The sequence below is a fragment of the Methylomonas sp. BW4-1 genome, from assembly GCF_052474385.1.
In genome coordinates this window covers 2679065-2699956 of record NZ_CP184125.1, presented here as the reverse complement: position 1 = coordinate 2699956, position 20892 = coordinate 2679065, and the positions used below count along the sequence as shown (strand labels likewise).

Annotated in this window: 17 protein-coding genes; 1 reads left to right on the top strand and 16 read right to left on the bottom strand. The window is 45.8% G+C overall.

Annotated elements, in window-relative coordinates; all coding sequences use genetic code 11:
• Positions 1–311 precede the first annotated feature (311 nt).
• The 4 genes from ACH5Y9_RS12465 to ACH5Y9_RS12450 form a co-directional block, all read right to left on the bottom strand.
• On the bottom strand, positions 312–1079 hold the full coding sequence (locus ACH5Y9_RS12465; protein ID WP_445369851.1) for a hypothetical protein: 768 nt from the start codon (positions 1077–1079) through the stop codon (positions 312–314).
• 451 nt (positions 1080–1530) lie between these two features.
• Positions 1531–2790 carry a serine hydroxymethyltransferase gene (glyA, locus tag ACH5Y9_RS12460; protein ID WP_171694822.1) on the bottom strand — a complete coding sequence of 420 codons (1260 nt, stop codon included), beginning with the start codon at positions 2788–2790 and terminating at the stop codon, positions 1531–1533.
• A gap of 24 nt (positions 2791–2814) precedes the next feature.
• A complete protein-coding gene (locus ACH5Y9_RS12455; protein ID WP_445369850.1) occupies positions 2815–4170 on the bottom strand; it encodes a glycerate kinase type-2 family protein in 1356 nt (451 codons plus the stop codon).
• A 17-nt stretch (positions 4171–4187) separates the two neighbouring features.
• On the bottom strand, positions 4188–5045 hold the full coding sequence (locus ACH5Y9_RS12450) for an NADP-dependent methylenetetrahydromethanopterin/methylenetetrahydrofolate dehydrogenase (protein ID WP_445369849.1): 858 nt from the start codon (positions 5043–5045) through the stop codon (positions 4188–4190).
• A gap of 207 nt (positions 5046–5252) precedes the next feature.
• On the opposite strand from ACH5Y9_RS12450, the gene ACH5Y9_RS12445 reads away from it, so the two are divergent.
• Positions 5253–6230 (top strand): malate dehydrogenase, encoded by a 978-nt coding sequence (locus tag ACH5Y9_RS12445; RefSeq protein WP_445369848.1) that lies wholly within the window; start codon positions 5253–5255, stop codon positions 6228–6230.
• A gap of 494 nt (positions 6231–6724) precedes the next feature.
• Here ACH5Y9_RS12445 and ACH5Y9_RS12440 read toward each other — a convergent pair whose 3' ends face one another.
• The 12 genes from ACH5Y9_RS12440 to ACH5Y9_RS12385 all read right to left on the bottom strand — a co-directional run bounded on the left by ACH5Y9_RS12440 (position 6725) and on the right by ACH5Y9_RS12385 (position 20843).
• The gene (locus ACH5Y9_RS12440) at positions 6725–7609 is read right to left on the bottom strand and encodes an FAD:protein FMN transferase (protein WP_033158993.1); all 885 of its coding nucleotides are present in this window, start codon (positions 7607–7609) and stop codon (positions 6725–6727) included.
• 86 nt (positions 7610–7695) lie between these two features.
• Positions 7696–8601: a glycosyltransferase family 2 protein gene (locus tag ACH5Y9_RS12435; RefSeq protein WP_445369890.1), complete on the bottom strand. Its 906-nt coding sequence runs from the start codon at positions 8599–8601 to the stop codon at positions 7696–7698.
• Between the two features lie 123 nt (positions 8602–8724).
• On the bottom strand, positions 8725–10053 hold the full coding sequence (locus ACH5Y9_RS12430) for a glycosyltransferase family 4 protein (RefSeq protein ID WP_445369847.1): 1329 nt from the start codon (positions 10051–10053) through the stop codon (positions 8725–8727).
• The gene (locus ACH5Y9_RS12425) at positions 10050–12098 is read right to left on the bottom strand and encodes a glycosyltransferase family 2 protein (protein WP_445369846.1); all 2049 of its coding nucleotides are present in this window, start codon (positions 12096–12098) and stop codon (positions 10050–10052) included. The genes ACH5Y9_RS12430 and ACH5Y9_RS12425 overlap by 4 nt, the downstream gene beginning before the upstream one ends.
• 30 nt (positions 12099–12128) lie before the next feature.
• Positions 12129–13526 (bottom strand): glycosyltransferase family 4 protein, encoded by a 1398-nt coding sequence (locus ACH5Y9_RS12420; RefSeq protein WP_445369845.1) that lies wholly within the window; start codon positions 13524–13526, stop codon positions 12129–12131.
• 50 nt (positions 13527–13576) lie between these two features.
• On the bottom strand, positions 13577–14776 hold the full coding sequence (locus ACH5Y9_RS12415; RefSeq protein WP_445369844.1) for a glycosyltransferase: 1200 nt from the start codon (positions 14774–14776) through the stop codon (positions 13577–13579).
• A 63-nt stretch (positions 14777–14839) separates the two neighbouring features.
• A complete protein-coding gene (locus ACH5Y9_RS12410; protein WP_445369843.1) occupies positions 14840–15853 on the bottom strand; it encodes a glycosyltransferase family 2 protein in 1014 nt (337 codons plus the stop codon).
• A 4-nt stretch (positions 15854–15857) separates the two neighbouring features.
• Positions 15858–16850 carry a class I SAM-dependent methyltransferase gene (locus ACH5Y9_RS12405; RefSeq protein ID WP_415878632.1) on the bottom strand — a complete coding sequence of 331 codons (993 nt, stop codon included), beginning with the start codon at positions 16848–16850 and terminating at the stop codon, positions 15858–15860.
• Between the two features lie 12 nt (positions 16851–16862).
• On the bottom strand, positions 16863–18101 hold the full coding sequence (locus ACH5Y9_RS12400; protein ID WP_445369842.1) for an ABC transporter ATP-binding protein: 1239 nt from the start codon (positions 18099–18101) through the stop codon (positions 16863–16865).
• Between the two features lie 43 nt (positions 18102–18144).
• Positions 18145–18963, bottom strand: a complete 819-nt coding sequence (locus tag ACH5Y9_RS12395) for an ABC transporter permease (RefSeq protein ID WP_033158989.1) — start codon at positions 18961–18963, stop codon at positions 18145–18147.
• Between the two features lie 63 nt (positions 18964–19026).
• Positions 19027–19599: a tetratricopeptide repeat protein gene (locus ACH5Y9_RS12390; RefSeq protein WP_445369841.1), complete on the bottom strand. Its 573-nt coding sequence runs from the start codon at positions 19597–19599 to the stop codon at positions 19027–19029.
• 20 nt (positions 19600–19619) lie between these two features.
• A complete protein-coding gene (locus tag ACH5Y9_RS12385) occupies positions 19620–20843 on the bottom strand; it encodes a glycosyltransferase family 4 protein (RefSeq protein WP_445369840.1) in 1224 nt (407 codons plus the stop codon).
• Positions 20844–20892: the final 49 nt, after the last annotated feature.

The following is a 20892-nucleotide window of genomic DNA, read 5'->3' as shown; positions in this document are numbered from 1 at the left end:
ATTTGTGCGTGGCCAAAAGAAAGTATCCAAAGAAAAGGCCACCCGGATGCCGCTTATTCCCTGCGCTCCTCGCTTTTGACGAGGGTCGGCAGAAGGGGCTTCCCAGCCCCTCCGCCGACGTGCGGCATCCCTGCCGCACCCCTTCGGGCTATTCTCGCCAAAAGCTCCGGTGCTCGGCGCGGCATACGGGAGAAAACCGTCCCGTCACTAAAAAGTAGTTAGTGAGCAAATGATGTGGCCTTGATGGGTTGAAACGAAATCGAGGTTTTGATGGTTTCTATAATTCTGGATTTCGCTGAGTTTCATCTAGGCTATTTGTGCAAACTTAAACCTTTATGCATCTGTTCTTCGGCTGCGGCATAGAGTTTTTGAAAAACTTTGTTCAACGCTTCCAGCCGAGCTTCGTTTTGCCCTGTATTACGGTTCGCGTACATATACGGGCGGATTGCTTTGTGCTCACTGCTATCCCGCGCGAATCCGTACAAATACCCATTGTTTATGTCAAGAAGGGAGGCCTCGTATATCGAATATGAGTCTCGGTGGTGCCCAGGTGCTAACCACATTCCAATGATGGATATATTTAACATACTCAATGGATTTAAGTATGAATCTGTATCCGTACTATCGTTGATGAACAAGATGGTGTCGGCTCCCATCCGTGCGCCGGCTAGGCGTGATTCGTTGGAGAAGCAACTGCCTTCGCTTCGATAGCCACAATTTGATATTAAGGATTGAGGGACAATGTCAAAGCTTTTGATAAAACCCAAGGCCTTAAACTTTTCGCCCCAAATGTTTATAGCCTCTTGCTCTTCCTTTGAAATTTCCGTTCGACGGTGGTTGGCTGTTACTACCGCGACTTTCAATGGGATCGTTGCCTGCGGGCGCAAATTTCTAATTTCTTCCACAGTTGTAGCGGTGGAAAACTGAGTTTTTGGAGTGTCTCCAATCGATTGTTCCAGGTGGGGCCGCATATCAGTTGCGGAACAAGCTGCTAGAAGTGTCGTGAGCGTAAAAATCCAGGCTTTTTCCATAAATCCTCCATAAATAAATTGGCTGCTTAAGGCTAAGGTGGTTTTCAATCATTCGGTGCATTACGCTATTGCTAATGCGTCATACAAAATTTTGAAGCTCGTAGATACTCCGATTAGCACAGCGTAATCGGACATACGTGTAATTTAAATTTCTCGTTCCTCCGAATACGCTGCGTTATTCGGCGCTAAATCAAAATTCTGAGCAATCCTCCAAAATCTTTCACTGTTGGGATGGTACTGATTCCCGTATGTCGCGCCGAGCACCGGAGCTTTTGAACGGATTAGCCCGTTAGGGGCGATGCAGGGATGCATCGCGTTGCCGAAGGGGCAGGAAGCCCCTTTCGGCAACCCCGTTCAAAAGCGAGGAGCGCAGGAAATAAGCGGCATTCGGGTGTCTTTTCTTTTGGATACTTTTCTTTGGACAAGCAAAGAAAAGTATCTCGGTTGTCGGGCCGAGACCCGACATTAAATCAAACCGTCGCGTTAGCGACACATAACCTTACCCAGCTGAATAAACCGGAAACCTAGCACACAACAAATGCACCTTCTCCCTAACCGCATCAATCACACTCTCATCTTCCAGGTTATCCATCACATCGCACATCCATTCAGCCACTTGACGCACTTCGTCTTCCTTGAAGCCGCGTGAGGTCGGGGCAGGGGTGCCAACGCGGATGCCACTGGTGACGAACGGCGACTGTGGGTCGTTAGGGACCGCGTTTTTGTTGACGGTGATGTGGGCGCGGCCCAGGGCGGCGTCGGCGGCTTTGCCGGTGATGCCTTTTGGAATTAATGACACCAGCATTAAGTGGTTGTCGGTGCCGCCGGAAACCACATCAAAACCGCGTTTGATAAAAACCTCCGCCATGGCTTGGGCGTTTTTCACGACTTGCTGCTGATACGTTTTAAATTCCGGGGTCAGGGCTTCTTTAAACGCCACGGCTTTGGCGGCGATCACGTGCATCAACGGACCACCTTGGATGCCGGGGAAGATGTTGGAGTTGATCTTTTTTTCCAGATCCGGATTGCTTTTGCACAAGATCAAGCCGCCGCGTGGGCCACGCAGGGATTTGTGGGTGGTGCTGGTGACCACGTCCGCAATCGGCACCGGATTGGGATATAAACCGGCCGCGACTAGGCCGGCGACATGGGCCATGTCTACAACGAAGTAAGCGCCGACTTTATCGGCGATGTCGCGAAAACGTTGCCAGTCCCAAATGCGCGAATACGCCGAGAAGCCGGCAATGATCAGTTTCGGTTTGTGTTCCAAGGCCAGCGCTTCGACCTGTTCATAATCGATTTCACCGGTGTCTTTGTTCAGGCCATACTGGATGGCGTTGTAGATTTTGCCGGAGAAATTGGGTTTGGCGCCGTGAGTCAAATGGCCGCCGTCGGCGAGGCTCAAGCCCAGGATGGTGTCGCCGGGTTGAATCAAAGACATGAACACTGCCATATTGGCTTGTGAACCGGAGTGAGCTTGCACGTTGGCGTAATCGGCGCCGAACAATTCTTTGGCGCGGTCGATCGCCAATTGCTCAACGACATCGACGTATTCGCAGCCGCCGTAGTAGCGTTTTTCCGGATAGCCTTCGGCGTATTTGTTGGTCAGCACCGTGCCCTGGGCTTCCAAAACTCGGGGGCTGGCATAGTTTTCCGAGGCGATCAGTTCGATATGGTCTTCCTGGCGTTGGCGTTCTTGTTCCATCGCTTGAAATAGTTCGTCGTCAAAGCCTTTGATGGTCATCGATTCGCTAAACATGGGGTCTCCTAAAGTAAGTTCGGGTTATTCGTGGGGATGCAGCAGCAGGACTTGCAGGTCGGCGACATTGGTGCCGGTTGCGCCGCTGAGCAGTAAATCGTTCGCCGCTTGCAAGGCAGGGTATGAGTCATTATCGTCGAGCAGGGCCGCTGGGTCGAGTCCGGCGGCGCGGATGCGTCGCAAAGTGCCATTATCGACGATGCCACCGGCGGCGTCGGTAGGGCCGTCGCGACCGTCAGTACCGCCGCTGAGAAAGGTCCAAGCGCCGTTCAGCCCGTATTTTTCGGCGGCCAACGCGAAGGCAAGAGCCATTTCCTGATTGCGGCCGCCTTTGCCATTGCCCTTTAAGGTAACGGTGGTTTCGCCGCCGGCGATAACGGCTGTCGGTTGCGTCATGCCGGCTGTTGCGGATAGCGCATGCAGTGCTATTTGCTCGGCAACCAAGCGCGCTTCGCCGCACAACTGTTTGCTGTAAAGCTGGGTTTCATAGCCCAATTCGCGTGCTTTGTCGATTGCAGCGTCAACGCTAATAGCATTGCTGCCAAGCAAATGGTGGCTTGTCTGCCGGAAGAGCGGGTCACTGCCTTTAGGCGTTTCGATTTGTAAGCCTTGAGCGCCTTGTTGCAAATAGTTTTGCACGCTGGATGGTATTTTCTGCCATATGCCGAACGATTCCAGTACTGCGACGGCGTCTATGAAAGTGGTGTCGTCGGGCACGGTGGGGCCACTGGCGATGGTGCTCAAATCGTTATCCAGCACGTCGGATAAAATCAGTGTGTGCAAGTCGGCGGGTGCGGCAAATCGGGCAAGACCGCCGCCTTTGAGTCGAGACAGATGTTTACGGACGCAATTGATCTGATTGATGGTTGCGCCGGAGGCCAGTAATAGACGGGTGGTGGCGATTTTATCCGCCAAATTGATGCCGACGGCCGGGTAGGGCAGCAATGCCGAGCCGCCGCCGGAAATCAACACCAACACCAACTCGCCGGGATTCGTGTTGCTCAGGCGGGTGGCGATGGTCTTTGCCGCATGCAACCCAGCGGCGTCCGGCAGCGGATGGCCGGCGCCGAATACCTGACAGTTTTCGACGACATCAATGTTGTCGTAATTGGTCACGACGATGCCTTTAGCCGCAAGCCAGGCCTCGGGAATTATCGTTTGTGCCGCATCGGCCATTGCGCATGCGGCTTTGCCGAAAGATATTAAATGAATGCGTCGCCAGTCGCCGCTGCGGTAGCCGGTTTGTTCCGAACCGATATGCAGCAGTTCGCTATCGGCTCTGAGAAAACGTTTTACGGCAAGATACGGATCAGCCGCCGCAACGCCGGCGCGAAAAATGGCGGCTGCGTGTTCACGATAACTTGGCTGGACTGCGGACATATCGATCCGGCAGAACCTTAAGCCATGGCTTTAGCGAGTGCAAAGATGATTTCCGCGTCGAACACCTGCTTATTGCTTTCAAATAGCTTGGTGATACAGGCGCGGTGTAAGGCTAGTTTTAGCGCGCCGAAGCCGATGGCGCCCCAGACGATTTTGCCGTGTCGCTGTTCACCTCTATCCAGTACATCCGTGCCGCCAATGCCGACAGGCGGCGTGGCGTTGGCGTCCGCCAACAATTGCAGATTTGGATTGTTTTGCCAATGTTCCGGCTTTAATAATTGGACACCGGCAGCACCGGTCGCTAATACGACGTTGGCGTCTTGGATGGCGGCGGCGCGACTGTCGTAATCGGCGGCTTCTACGGGTGTCAGATCTACGCCGAAACGCTCCTTCATCGCGAAGCAGGCTTTTTCCGCGTTAAATATGTGTCGGGACGTGATACTGACATGCGCGCCTTCCAGCGCCATCATTGCCGCCGCACGTTGACCGACCGGACCTGTACCAGCTAATACCACCGCTTTTTTGCCGGCCAGGCTTGCGCTGCTGCCCAGTTTGGCGACGGCGGCGGCGGCTGTGGTGTTGCTGCCGTTACTGTCCAGCATCACCGAGACTTGAAACCCGGGGAAAAAATGTTTTTGCACCGCTATCAGTAAACGCTGGCCGGCCTCGATATTGCTGCCGCCGATAAAAATCGCCGTGTTTTTTTTGTCTTTGGGGGCGCGAGTGAAGATCGTACCGTCGACCAGGCCGCCGACGTTATCGGGGGTAATGTTGCCGTAACCAATGACATGATCTGCGCCGCCGTCGTAAGCGACTACGGTATCAAAAGCCGAGGGATGGGTGTCGGTGTCGAACTGGAATAACAATTTTTTCATTAAGCTACCTGATATGAATAATGGTGGCCCGTTGGGAGAAGGTTAGCCGCCGGCATTATACAGAATAATATTTACCTCGCCGCAGAATCCAAGCGGGTTTTGGCAAGCAGGAATTAGTGATTGTTTGCTCAAAAACTTTATGTCATATTGGAAAAGCCTGCCGTTGGGTCGGGTGTGGAAGAATCCAATCAATAAAGAGGAACGCAGATGAAAACGCCCGTGGATATTGCTGTAACAGGTGCAGCTGGTCAGATTAGTTACTCCTTGCTATTTCATTTGGCGTCTGGCGAATTGCTGGGGCCGGATCAGCCTATAGTGCTGCGTCTATTGGAAATTCCACCGGCTATGAAGCAGTTACAAGGCGTGGTGATGGAGTTGAACGATTGCGCGTTTCCGTTGATCAACAAAATCATCATTACCGACGATCCGAAAGTGGCATTCGATAACGTCGATTATGCCTTTTTGGTAGGGGCAAAGCCGCGCGGACCGGGTATGTTGCGCAGCGATTTGTTATTGGATAACGCGCAGATTTTTATCACCCAAGGCCGGGCGCTGAATGAAGTCGCTAACCGGAATGTCAAGGTGTTAGTGACCGGCAACCCGGCCAATACCAATGCTCTTATCGCTATTCATAACGCTCCGGATTTAGCGCCGGAGTGTTTTTCGGCGATGACCATGCTCGATCATAAACGTGCGATAAGTCAGGTGGCCGAGAAATGCGGGGTGCTGAGCAGAGACGTGAAAAACGTGGCGGTTTGGGGTAACCATTCCTGCACTCAATATCCTGATTTACATCATGCCAAGGTCAAGGGTATGGATGTATTCTCTTTGGTCGAGCAATCCTGGTTTGTTGATGAATTTATCCCCACTGTGCAGTACCGAGGTACGGAAATTATCAAAGTACGTGGCCAGTCCAGCGCGGCGTCTGCGGCGCATGCGGCGATTGAGCATATGCGGGTTTGGGCCTTCGGTACCGATCCGGGAGACTGGGTGAGCATGGCGGTGGCATCCGACGGTAGCTATGGCGTTGAGGAAGGATTGGTTTATTCCTTCCCGGTGACGGTGGTGGATGGGCAGATCGGCATCGTTAAGGGCTTGGATCTTAACGAGTTCAGCTTGGCAAGATTGCGTCAAAACGAAGTAGAGTTAAAAGAAGAGCGACAAGCCATCAAACATCTACTCTAAATTGTCCGAATGGGGGAGCTCTGCGGCTATTCCGCGCGGCTGGGCTTATCGAGCATCACAATCGCGGTATAGCGCAATAACTACCGCTCCATTATTTGTTGCTGATGTTTTCTTGTGTTTACGTCGGCGGGTCTCTCGGCTAGCCGATTCGTAAGGCGCCGCCATCCGTGGCAGCTTGTTAACGACTGGTAAAAAGCGCTCCATCCCTCATCCAGCGAGAGAGTTTTTTAGCGCGTCCTTAAAATCTTGAATGGGTCGGGGGCTTTAATTGATACCCCGGAAATTGTTTGGGTGGGGCAGGCAACAAAACAGTGCTTTATTATTTTTTTAGATAAAGCAATAGGTGTGCCAATTATGAATTCCCGTTTGACGGGGCATGTACGGGGTGATGGGTGATGCCAAAGTACCGGTTTTGAGGCTTATGCCGCAATGGCAAGGGATATGCCGTATTTTTGGGCATATTGAATTGGCACCGTATCGGTAAGGGATAAAACTCAGCGCGTTGCTGGGTCTGCAACGGCTAACGAGCCTCCGGAATTGCCGTGTACGTCTATCCATAAGTACGGCAATGCCAACTGTTCCAGCCAACTTGGGCCTTGTTCTTCCTTGAGCATGGCGATGGTTGACGCGCTGCCGGCCACTACGCAGAATTCGCCGACGACACTGACAGATGCCAAATGCCGAACCGGCCAGCCTGTTTTCGGATTGAGGATGTGTCCGTAGCGCTGGCCGTTGACGATAATGCAGCGCTCATAGTCCCCACTGCTGGCGACTGCGCCGTTATGTAGTGCCAAAGTACTTGCTAATGCCTGCCTTTGGCGGGGGTGATGGATACCCACTCGCCAGGCAGTGCCGTCCGGACGTGGGCCTATCAGTTTGATGTCGCCGCCCAGATTGATAAAGCCGTGGCGAGCGCCGGCATTCCGTGCAATTACCGCAGCCCGGTCTACGGCATATTCTTTGACGATGCCGCCAAAATCCAGCTCCATGCCGGCCAATGGGAACTCTAATAGCGGTGCCTGCCAGCGTAGTTTGTCCCATCCAACTTTTTTCAATAGTGTTTTAATTAGTTGTTCATCCGGCAACTGGCCGGACTCGAAACGCCACGCCTGCCGTAAAATTCCGGACGTGATGTCGAACAGGCCGTCGCTTTGTTGATGACAGGTTGCAGCATAATTCAGTAAGCCAGCCGTTTCCTCATCCACGGTAATGCGGCCGCCCATAGCTGCGACTTGATTGATGCTTGAAAGCAGGCTGTCGGGTTTATACCGGGAATACAAGCCCTCCAAGCGTTGCACGTCAGCTGTTACTATATCGGCAATACGCTTGGCCTGTTTATGCTCCGTGGCAATCAATTGGATTTCGCATTGAGTACCCATAGCCTGGAATGGGAAGCGAAATAAGGATGTTGGGCTCACGATTAATCTTTGTCGGTTTTAAAGTGATAAGCGTGGCTGATGGAATATTAACTCCGTATTTTTTTTATTAGAGCCAGGTAAAGCGATAGAGGCAGTAAACTGGGTAGCATATATTTTAAGTCCTTCATACCAAAATACCCCAAACCCAAGGTTTTTCTAAATAAATGATGCGCGCTAGGTAAATCGTTTTTCCAATAAAACTCATAAGCTCTTTGCAATAACTGGCCTTTTGTCAAAAGATTGGTTTTAGCTTTACCCAGTGTTTGCGATATTACGGGAAAGTCTCGCAGCAAGCCTTTTTGCACGCCCCAATGATTTAGTATGGCCCTAAGTCGGTTGCTGGAAATTTGTTCGCCTTGTTGATGGTGATAATAAGCCAATACTTCAGGAACGCGGACAATATGGGCGAACATTGCAATTCTGATCCACATATCGAAATCTTCAGCGGTTAGCCAGTGTTCGTTAAAACCTTCAACTTGATCGATGGCAAATTTGCGCGTCAATGCGGCGTGAATTGGCCAAGGGCAATTGCGCAACAAAACGGCAAACTTATCATTTTCTTCATAATCAGGTGGAATATAAGGTTGGCATTGTTCTGCGCTAAGACCAATATTTTGCCAGCCGCAGTATGTGAGTACGCAATCCGGATTTTCTTCAAGTTGATGATGAAGCTTTGCCAGAAACTCAGGGTGCCAACTGTCGTCGGAGTCCAGAAAGGCGATAAATTCTCCTGATGCGGCTTCCAATCCGCGATTGCGCGCAGGGCCGGGGCCTTTATTCTGTTGGGAAATAACTATTATATTTTGATACAGCGTTGTTATTACCTGCAAAACCTCTAGCGAGTTGTCCGTGGAACCGTCGTCGACCACTATCAATTCGAAATTTTTGAAAGTTTGTTGATACAGATTGTCGATGGTTTTGCCAATGATATGTGCCGAGTTATAGCAAGGCATAATCACGGAAATGAGTGGTTTAGCTTGAGATATATCAGTAGTTTGTCGCATGCTGGATTCGCCTGAATCAGGCCGTTGATTGTGCGAAATTTATTTTAAATCAAATTGTGGCAATTCGAGCTTTTATTGGAATATTGCCTTTAGCTGTTGGCGCCATTCCCAAAGAATGCCTTTTATACGTTGATTTAAGGTTTGCTGTTCAAAGCCTAGCAAACGCAGATGGGCATTATTGATTTGTCCCAATAATCCCGATAGCAGATCAAGTTCTTGATCTGAGATCGCCGCCGGGCCGTAGGCCAGCGCAGCGTTGGCGATGTTCAAAAATTGCTTAGCGTATTTTTGGCTGGAAAATTTTTCAGCGACGGAGATACGGGCGTTGGCGGTGAGTTTTTGAGCAAATTCCGGGTCGTCCAGCAGGCGCAAAATGGCCGTGGCGGTGGAATTTTCATCGCCCGGATCTACCAAAATGCCGTCGTGTTCGTTAACGATGCACTCCCGTAGACCCGAACACGCCATCGCGACCGCTGGCGTACCCAAAGCCATTGCCTCCAGAGCGGCAATGCCCTGGCCTTCAAAAATTGCCGTGGAGAGAAATATAGTGCTTTGTGCCAGCAGGGCGGCAATGTCATCTCGCGGTCCGAGTATATGTAACTTGTTGCTTAATTGGCCACGCTCTAATTCGTCTTCCAACAGGCGTACAGCTTCCGGTTCCTGTTTTGGGCCGGCGATAAGGAAATAACAATCCGATTTAAACGTAACGACCTTGGCGGCTACTCTGGCAAAGGCAGCAAAGTCCTTTTGCGCAGAGATGCGGCCCACGCCGATTACCAATTTTGCGTCTGCGGAAAGGTCCAATTCCGCGCGAATATCGGTTGAAGACGACTTGGCAGAACTACGCAATTCTTCTATATCGATGCCGTTGTAGAGCGTATTTATTCTGTCTGGGGGCAAATGTTCCGATAGCGATTTAGCAACGTCGTCTGATACGCCGATGATGCGGCTGCTCAATTGTTTTAAAAGGTGAATATAGCCGCCGGTGCCAATGCTGGACGCATAACGGGACAAATCTTCCGCAAACGGTGCATGAATGTGCCAAATGGCCGGTATTCTTTGACGAGCGGCGACAATACCGGCATGCAGTAAATGACCGGTGTTAATATGAATAATGTCAGGGTTTTCCTGCTGTATCAACGTAATTAAATTGTCTAATTGTGCAAAAGAATCTCCGTAAAACTTAAATTGCGCCCGCTCTGTTCGGCTTACGCAGCAGGAATATGGGACCAGCCAGTAACGAATCGCTTGAGACTGCAAATATTCCGTGACATTGCCAGCTTTGGGCACCACCGCGATAGGTTCGATGCCTAGTTTTTTTAATGCGACCATCAAGGTGCAGGTGGTTTTGTCAACCCCGTTTTTTAAACCACTATTATGGAAAATATGTAGAGTTTTCATTTTTTATACGGAGAAAACAAACGAACAGCTATGGTCTGATAAACACAATAAAATAAAGCCAAAGTTGCATTTAGATAATCCTTCTTCCGCCAGAGGGCGAGTAAATAAGTTTTCTTATTGTGTGCGAGTAAATATCTAAATAATGGTATCCTGATCGCTAAATTGACACGATTGAGGTAGAAGCTTTCCAGTACCGATATATTACCTTGGTATATATATAAATTTTTGTTGAGCCAAGCTGTTGAAAGGGTTTGAGCATAATGTGCAATTTCAGATTTTGACAAGTTTTCATGGAATACAAGATCAGGAAAGTTTGTCATGCCATAATCCAGATACCAATCGCCAACAGTTTGTTGAAATAAAGGCAATGGGTTGGCGTTTAAAATTATTCCTGGCATAAAATAGCTTACAGCTCCATCGATAATGTTAAATTCGTTTCTAATTGCCAAGTATCTACCCAAGTATCGCCCTGTTGCCACTCCCAGCTCTGCTAAATTGCCTTTTAAGTTGTTCAATAAAGAGCGATGATGAATAAAGTGACTAGACTGCACACGATTTTTTCCAAGTAGAGTGCTACGTGTCCAAACTGGATGGAAGTGATTGTCTAGAGCCGGTTGACCTTTTTCATCGCATGCTTCGCTAAAGTAGCGAGTATCCGGCATAAATGAAATAGATGTTTTGTGCTGGATGTGACTTGCCAGGATTTTCAATATTACATCGATATTGAATCTAAAATTGACTTCCAAATATGCAAAATAAGCACCTTTAGCCCTATGCAATGCCGTGTGCCACGCAAGGCCGTTTTCATCGAAAATACAATTATGAGTGGCAAGTAACGGGATAAAAGGTTTCAGGCTAAGTTCTGGTTTGACCGAAACTACAATAATTTCTATCGAAAACTTGGCCTGAGCCTTCAAGGCGAAGGCTTGTTGCAGACGTTGATTGAAATCTTCGCCAGCTTGGTTATAGGTGACGAATAAACTTACTGCTATCTGATTGCTGGGGATAATCGCCAGCGTATCGGGATTCAGGGCTAGGTCTAGGTTTTCGATGCCGCGGTAGGCATTGAGTAATGCCGCCAACCAAGCCTTGTCGTTGGCGAGCAGTTGTTCGCGCAAGGTTTCGCAATAGAGCTCCGGCTTTTCCAGCCACAAGACCAGCGCCTTGTTAAGACGGTCTCCCGAGGTAGCGTCTGGCAGATTCCGCCAGGTGCGATACAACAATGACGGTCCCTGCTCGGGTAATAGTTGTTTGATTCTTTCGTCTTGCCATGTGCCGGTTGGAAAAGTACAAATAACCGTTTTTGCGGTGTCCGCAGCTCGTCGAGGATCGTCTAATAGCAGTTGGTTAAATCCCGCATCGCGAACCTCCGCTACCGACGCACACTGTGCTCGCGCTTTGTGGTGTGTGGTACTGGCTGGATTTAAGCGCCAGATGAACAGAATTTCCGGCAGATTGGCGAACCGGCATCCCGCCAATTGCATGCGCATAAATACGTCGTAGTCGGGTACCAGACAACTGCGGTCTACGGAGTATCCGCCCACTTTTTCCAATGCGTGTCGTCTAATCATCGTGGTCGGGTGATGCAGCGAAAAAAAAGCGTACATCAACACCGAAATTCTCTCTGAATCAAGCGGGTGCGTGTCGATACCAATATCTCGACCGTCGGCGTGCAACATTCGCCATTGGCTACCGACTGCGTCAATGTCTGGATGCTGATCGAGGAACTGTTTCTGTAGCTTTAGTCGATCGGGGAGGGAAATATCGTCGGAGTCCATGATGGCGATATATTCACCTTGGCTTTCGGTAATGCCTCTTTGGGTTGCTGCACCTATGCCGGCATTGACTTGAGTGATGAGTTTGATGCGCGAATCTTGTTGGGCGAGATTTTTCAAAATCTCCGGGCTGCCATCGGTGCTCCCGTCATCGACGATCACCAATTCAAAGTCCGTAAAAGATTGCGACAGAATACTCTGAATGGCTTCCGTTAAATACCGTTGAGTATTGTAAACGGCCATGATGACGCTGATGGATGGCGGCACCATTTCGTTTGGCCTAATATGCATGATTGGCTTTTATGACCTTACATGCCCGCCAAGTATTTTATAAATATACTTGGTGAGGCGGTATACATTACTGCTTTGCAGTCGCTCAAAAAAACCTTCCAATTCAATAAGTCTGGAATTGTGGGCTTCGAGCTTTAAGTTTAGCGCAGCATTTTGCGCGATAAGATGAAAGCAGAGCTCCAAGGCCGGGTCGGATTTTTGCCGATCATTATTTTTTTTCAGTAATTCAGAATATAAAGCTATAAAATTATCGATAAAGCATTCCCAGGAAAAGTTTTTTTCAACTATTTTTCTTCCGGAAATCTTTAAATTATTAGAGAGCTCAGGATCTTCAATAATTCTCAAAGCCTTTTGCGCTATAGCTTCATAATCCCCTATATCGACCAAAAAACCGTTTTCACCATCCACAATTACGTCCTCAGAACCCCCACAACGTGTTGACACGGTAGGACAGCGTGCTGCAAGGGCCTCAAGGCAGACGCCGGCAAGTCCCTCGAATATCGATGTGATGAGTATGACGCTGAGTTGCGGCAACAGGGCAGGAACGTCCTCTCTTTCGCCTAGGAAATGGAAATGGCTTGGATTACGAGAACGGCAAATTTCGTCTTCGACTAGCTTTTTTAGAGTTTTATCATCTGGGGGGCCAATGATTACAAAATGCGCCTCCGGATTTTTTTCGGAAATAAGTTTGGCCGCTCGCACAAATGTTAAAGGATCTTTCTGATCGCATATCCTGCCAACGATGCCGACTATCGGGTCATTACTATTAATTTTTAATAAATCGCGTAAGTTTGGTTCGCCGCTTTGGGATAAGGTTTTATGATCAAACTCGTCTATCTTGAGCGCGTTCAAAATGACACGCGAGGAAATCCTGGGGTCTCCTTCAAAAAATTTCAAAGTACGCCTACTCACCCCTACCAAAGTATCGCAAAGATCGGCGTAAAGCGCTCTAATCGCTTGATCGGATAAGTTGTAGGCCTTTAGCAGCGTAGGAGTGGTATCGATATCGAAATTACTATGTACATGCCAGATATGCGGAATATTGGCCATTTTTGCCGCTAAAGCGCCATCGAATGGGTAGACAGTATTGGTATGAACTATATCGATTGCTTCGTCTTTAATGATCTGTAATACCGCTTGTGCTCGTTCGATAGTGCCTGCAAGGTATAGATTGATGCCGGCGTTGTTTGAGCCAGGGAATAAAATGCTCGGGATTATATAGGTTTTTATGCCAATAGCATTTAAACGGGCCACTAGCTCCCCGTCTTCGGGCAATACCACGATGGATTCAACACCTCTGTCTCGGTAGGACCCCGAGATTTGTAACAACAGTCGCTCGACGCCGCCCATCACGGTGGCACCGTGTTGTACAAATAGAATTCTTTTGGGTTTGTACGGCGTAATCATTTTGGGGTTGGTCGAATCACGAAAAGTGTCGGAGTATGATCAAATTAAATTCATTTAGTACTGTTTAGCCGCCAACCAAAATGTCGGTTGTAACTGAATTTTACAAACATTTTTATCCTCGTAATAACGCTTAGTTTTTTTGGTGTAATTAGCGGGATAGAGTCTATTATCTCTGTAATTCTTTTGTTGGTTGCATCTTCGGAATATTTGTCTTTAATGAAGTTATACCCATTGATTGACAGCTTTTCGTAAAGCTGTTCATCTCTGCTAACTTTTAAGACAAGTTCCGCAAATTGATTTGAGGTTTCTGCGACTAAAATATTTTCATTGTTAGTTAGCCCAAACCCCTCAGCACCTATTTGGGTGGTCACTACTGGTATACCGTAACTCAACGCTTCACCTATTTTACCCTTCATTCCTCCGCCAAAACGTAGTGGGGCGATAGATATGTGAGCGTTACGGTAATGTTCTTCCAGATCTTCAATAAATCCACGAATAAAAATATTTTCAGATTGTAGTTCTAGAACCGACTCTGGTGGGTTTGGCCCGACTACCTCCAATTGGAAATTAGGATTGACTTCTAATATTTTTGGAAAAATTTCTTTGCAGAAATAATGAATGGCATCAATATTCGGTTCGTGTTTGAAAGCGCCAACAAATAATAATTTGGTATAAGGTGGAGTGCGCGAGAGCCGTTCAGGAATCTTATGGATATTAGGCAAAATACAGGTTTTTATATTGGAAATATCTTTTTTAAGCAGTAAATCATCATCAATCGTTACAGTGATAGTCATATCCGCTCTGGCGTAGGCTGAAAGTTCTTGATTTTTTATAGTTTCAGCGTATTTAAAATCAGCGGAGTCTTTAGTTAAGTTGGCCTTTGAAAAGAATCGGTTATACGTAATGTCAACTGAGTCAACTAAAATACGGGCCTTCGGTTGAAAAAATCTAACAAAATCAATATAGCGATTAACGTAATGAAAATATTCGAAAATAACAATATCGAATTTTTCGATTCTAAGGGTGGTTAATACATCTGTAGTGCCGAGATGAATGCTAAGGTTTTTGAGTATATTTAGATAGCCTTGAACTGCTTCTTCTCCAATTTCTTCAACTTGTTCATTTAAGTTGAAGGGACAGATGGTAATCTGATGCGACTTCGATAAAATTTTTAAAAAAGTATAAAAACGAAGATCGGCGGATGCTCGGTCAGGCATTGGCAACCACATGCTTACTATTAGAATATTCATTTTTAATGTGTTAGTTGCTTCTGGAGTAAATTTAAAAAAATACGGCGATTGAAAATTGTGGTTTTATTTTTTTATGTTTAGTTGTCTAATTTTCTCAGGACAGTCGCCAAATCTGCTAAAATAATAGTCTCGAATTGCAATTAAAGTTGCTATATTTGCTGGTTTCGAAATATTGAGTTTGATTGTTTTGAGCCAAGTGGATAATGACCAAAGCAGACCTTTTATCAAAGGTAATTCAGGGTTGTATAAGGTAATGGGTGGTAAGAAAATATTACGCAATATGTGGTAGTTATCTTTGTGAAGTTTGAGTATGGCTTGATAAGTTAGATGTTTTTTTCCCCAGAGTAATTTATTTCTGGTCATGAAATAAGTTACTAGTGGTGATTCTGCTCCTCCAAAAGAAGAGGATATTTTGTGCCAAAGCTTGGCGTCAGGGACGACATAACATTTATAGCCTTTTTTTTGTGCACGGTAGCACCAATCAGTTTCTTCGTAAGTAAGAAAAAACTGCTCATCCAATAATCCTACATCCTTAAATGTGGCAGCAGATGCAAACAGTGCGCAGCCAGTAATATAGTCCACTTCGTTTAAGTTGTTGAAGTTAATGTTGTCGGTTGAGCCATAACCTATATGTTCAAATCGATTGAATTGTTTTAGCCAACGACCGCCTGCGAACCATAGTGTGTTTGGCTTGTCGTAGAAGTATATTTTTGCACCAAGAATTGATTTATTATGTTGTTTTTGTTCTGAAGTTATGAGGGAATTAATTAAGTAGGGGTCGACAATAGTGTCATTGTTTAATAAAAATATATAATCAAAATTATTATCTATTGCCCAGCTAATTCCAACATTGTTTCCACCTGCGTAGCCTAGATTTGCGTTTGTCTGTAGAACTGTGGTTTGCGGATATTGTTTCATTATAGCTTCCACTGAGTCATCGTTGGAGCCATTGTCTATCACAGCGGTTTGATAATTTTTATATTTTAATAATGTCAATGATTCAAGACATTCCAGCGTGTCTTTTTTTCCATTCCAGTTTAATATTAAAATAGCAACTTTTGGTTGGTTGTATGCCATATTTTTATTTGTTAGCAGCGAAATAAAATCCGGCTCTACCACCGGAACCTTCTCTATTTACACGTTCAGCTTCTTTTCTAAATTCATCCATTTGGGAGTTGGAAAAAATGCTGTTTTTAGGGTTGACTAGGTATGATCGCTCGTCAAAAAGCGGAATACCTACTTGATATTGTTCACTCGCTGCAAATTCAAATTCATCTGAGTCATAGATTGTATCAATCAAACGTAAACCAGCCTTTTCTCCAAGTAATTTTATGCTTTTGTTTGTATGAAGGTATAAGTGTCTTGGTGCATCTAATTCCACCCAGCTAGCACCATATTTTTCCCAAACGTATGAAGACACTAGTGGTATCCGAACTAGACAAATACCGCCAGGTGATAGCAAGTTGCTGGCGGCTTCAAGCTGAGATATTTGGTCTGGTATATGCTCCAGCGAGTGATGAAATGTGATGTATTTAAATTTCCCTTCCATTTCTAATAGGCTTTTTTTGTAGTAAGTTATTCCTTGTTCTTCTTTATCCATTTTAATGAATGGATCAATGCCAATTAGATTTTTAAAGCCAAATTTTTTTATTTCAATGAGCCAGTTTGAATGTTCTCCGCAACCTATGTCCAATATTGCGTCGTCGAAATTTTTAAATAGCGCCTTTTTGAGTAATGGTCCTGTTTTGTACCATTCATATGGTAAGTCTATGAATCTCGATAGTATTCTATTAAATTTAACACCTTTTCCGAACATCGCCGTTTTGCAGCGTTGTTTTTGTAGCCAAGTATAAATTTTAGAGGTTTTATCTGAAATAGGTTTTTGGTAGGAATAATAATTATCAGGATAAAATCTAGATAAGTTGCTAGGAATATCAGTGATTTGAAGGCATCCACAGTGAGAGCATTTGAAGTATTCGAATTCTTCGTTGGAACCAAACATCATTTCCTTTAATATAAAGCGTTGATGATTGTCTTTTGAGTCACAAATACGGCATTTAATGGCTGATTTCATGTGCTTTAATAATTAATTTACGGGGATCCATTGGGCATCTAAAGCGAAGAATCCATCCCGCATTGTTGTGGTTTGCGATTTTCCTAATTCTGGCATAACCTGGAATGTCAAAATATTCTCTGAATAAAAAATCGTGCGTGTAACTTTAGATGCTGTAACTCCAAGCCTTAAGGAATAAATGCCGGGTAGTAAAGGAATGTGTTTTAGAGTGCATTTAATTTGATGTTTTCCTGCCGCTAACGCCATTTCTGGAATCTCATTTTCACTATTGTGTGTTGTGAGATATAAAAAGTCTGTAGTATGCACTCCTAATCCAAAAGTTATATGTTCCAGTGGTGAAGTTAAAAAGAACTCTATAACTACATCAATGTTTCCTTTGTGAATAATTGATGATACTTCTTGTTCGTCTTGCGTGGTTAAATGCATTCGAATAAGTTCAAATTCTCCACTACCTATTTGATTGTTCTTTGATAGTTGGCGAGATTCTTTAATTTGCTTGTTTATTTTTGTGTCACTTTGTGAGTAATATAGGTCGCATACTGTTTCAGGCGTGTCATCGCTTTGAATTTTGCCATGATCGAATAAAATAGCTCTTGTACATAGTCTTTCTATTTGTCTTATATTGTGTGAGACAATTAAAACAGTTTTTTTGTTGTGTTTTATAAGGTTTTCCATTCGATCAAAACACTTTCTTTGAAATGCTAGATCGCCGACTGACAATACTTCATCAACAATAAGAATATCAGCTTCCATACTGGTCGCAATAGAAAAACCTAATTTAACAGTCATTCCGGAACTATAACGTTTAACCGGTGTGTCAATAAACTGTTCCAGCTCGGAGAAATCAATGATTTCATCCAATTTCTGTTGAATGATTTTTTTGGGAATACCCAGGATGGCGCCATTAAGATAAATATTTTCTCGGCCGGTTAGTTCCGGATTGACACCGGCACCCACTTCAATCAACGGCGCTACGCTGCCTTTAACAATGACTTCGCCCTTGGTGGGTTTGCTGATATTGGCCAAGTGTTTGAGCAGAGTACTTTTACCTGCGCCGTTATGCCCGATGATACCGACTACTTCACCTTCATTGATGTGAAAATTGACATCGTCAAGCGCTTTGAAGCGCTCGCGCTCGTGAACCGGTTGTAAGGCGAGGCGTTTCATGGTGTTTAAAGCGGTTTCCTTCAAACTGGTAAGGTGACCGAGTTGGTATTCCTTGGTGAGGTGGTTGACTTCTATGATGGCCATATATGCTAATTAATGATGTAATTTTGAAGTTTTTTGCCGAATCTTATATGACATCGGCGAACCAACTTTCCGCGCGCTTAAAAAACCAATAGCTGAACGGTAGTATTACCAAAATCAAAATTAAACCCGGATAAATTACATTTAAATCGGGCTCTGTTGCTCTAATTAAAACACTTTGAAATCCATCTATAATGCCCACTAATGGATTAAGTGTGTATAAAAAATACAAATCATTGGACCATTCGCCCGCTGCCTGTTCTATAACTAATTTCTTTTGTACCAAGCTCAACGGATAGATGACTGGGGAACCGTACATCAATAAAGATAATGCTATTGGTATTGCTTGAGCTATATCGCGGTAGTATACATTCATCGCTGCGCCAAAGAAGCTGATTGTTAAGGCGACTATCATCGTGTATAGCACGAAAGCCGGTATCCAGACCGCATGCAGAGTGGGCATGACATGATAATAAATCATCATGGCCGCCAATATCGCAAAACTGATAACTAATTCCACTAGTTTGGTAACCATCGCGGTTAATGGAAACACTTCACGCGGGAAATATATTTTTTTGATCAAATTGGCATTCGAAGTCACGCTATTGACGCCTTCAGAAACTGATTCCTGAAAAAATACCCAAGGTATTAGTGCTGCAAACGTAATAAGCGGATAAGGTAAGCCGCCGGTTTCTATGCCCACAAAACCTTTAACCAAGGTAAATACCAGCATTAACATAATAGGCTTTAATACAGCCCATAAAATTCCGAGGTATGCTTGCTTATAGCGGATAACGATGTTTTTCCAGGTGAGTGCGGCTATTAGCTCTCTGTAGGTATATAAGTTTTTGGCGATTCGTAACATGGGTATTTATTTTAACTGAATAATCCAATCGGTAGCGGTTAAGCTTTTAATTAGAGATGGGGATTATTTGAAATTCTTCATGCGTTTAAGCAATATTTTCGAGTTGGGGTTGTGTTCCAAGCCTTTTTCTAAAATGGTTTTAGCTTCTGCTTTCATGTTTTTTCTTTGATACAAACTGCTCAAGGCGGCATAAGGAAAAGAGTTATTTTTATCAAGCGAAATACTCTTTAAGTTGGCGGCAATTGCGTCATCAATTTCACCCATGAATTGGTAGGCTTGACCGACATCGTAAAATATTTTTGGCATTAACTTAAAAGTAGGCGAGGCGTGATCCGGTACATATAGAAGATCTCCCACTGCCGCGCGGTATTTAGACTGTTTTTCTGCCTCGTCATGGGTTCTGAAGGCTAAATTCATGGTGTGTAAGCCTGCGCAATAGTGGTGGATATGAATGAAGTCGTCGCCGAACTTTCGGTTCCAGCTTTGGTAGTCAGGCGATTTTTGATCGGATGCGCGCGCCTTGCAGTAGGGTGGCAGGAAGGCGTAATCGGCGTCGGTTTTCGGATAGTCGGCTGCCGCATTCCGGATACAGGCAATAAATAGCAATGGAAGTAATCTGACTTTTTTCTGGCGCATGAATTTGCTTGAGTACTGTTTTATAAAAACTTTTGATATATGGACTGTATCGCTTCTGTGTGCTGCCGGACGTCGAAGGTGGCTAATGCTTTGCCCCGGGCGTTACTGGCTAACCGATTCATCAACTCGCTGGAGCGGTAAAACTTAAGGATAGACGCTGCCAAACTTTCCGCGTCACCGCTGTTAAATAACAGTCCGGTTTGATTATCTTCAACCATTTCCGCGCCGCCGCCATGGTTTGGTACGATCAATGGCCGGCCTAACGCCATCGCTTCGATGACGACCGTACCTAATGGTTCGGGGCTAGTGGATGCTGAGACCACAATATCCAGCGCTTTGTAGGCTTCTATCATGTCGCTGACGTGGCCGATAAAGTTGACGGTATCCGACAACGATTCCTGTCTTACACGTTCTCTAAGCTCTCGTTCGTAAGGGATGCAATCGTCTGGCGTTCCACCGACAATCAGCATTTTTAAATGGGGTATTTGGTCTTGCAGTATTTTAGCCGCGTCGATAAATAGTTGTTGCCCTTTCCAAGGAATAAGTAAGCCTACTAAACCTACGATAAAGATATTTTCAGGTAAATCGAATCGTTGCCTAAATAAGGAGCCACCTGCTTGGTTGTTCAGCTTATCCAAAGCGATGCCATCATAGACCACGCTAATTTTCTCGTCGTGCACGGCTAATTTTTCACGCATGCTATTGGCAACCCAATGGGAGACGGACACAAAATGATCGGGTAGGGAATAAGCCCAGCGCGCTGAATGCGGTCCGTCAGGGTTGCCACGGACATGGCAAATACTGGGGATACGCAAAATCTTGGCTACCAAGAGCGCGGCTCTGTTACAAAGCGGCTCGTTATTGGCATGGATCAGGTCCGCTTTGAACCGCCATGCAGTCCAAAGCAAGTCGAGAAAAAACGGTAAAAAATTAAATAAATCGTCGCTTCTGGCTATCAGTTGATTGACGAAAAACCGCAGGGGAGACGCCTTCGTTAACCATTGAATCGATTCCGCTTTTGCACGCCACGCCACGATGTCTATATGACGGTCCGGGATGTGTTTCCATAAAGCTTCATCGGCAATCTCCCGATATTGCGGACCGTCGCGTCCTGTAACAACTAGAGGTAGAAAGCGATCACGATCAAGATTTCTGACTAAATGCCTCAAACAGATAATGGCGCCACCATAACCAATTCCGTTTTCGACATAGATAATTCTTTTTGGGAGGTTGTTGGTCGACATGAAATCAGAGTTTGGCAATATCAGCGTAGAAAGCGTTAAGGAATATTCT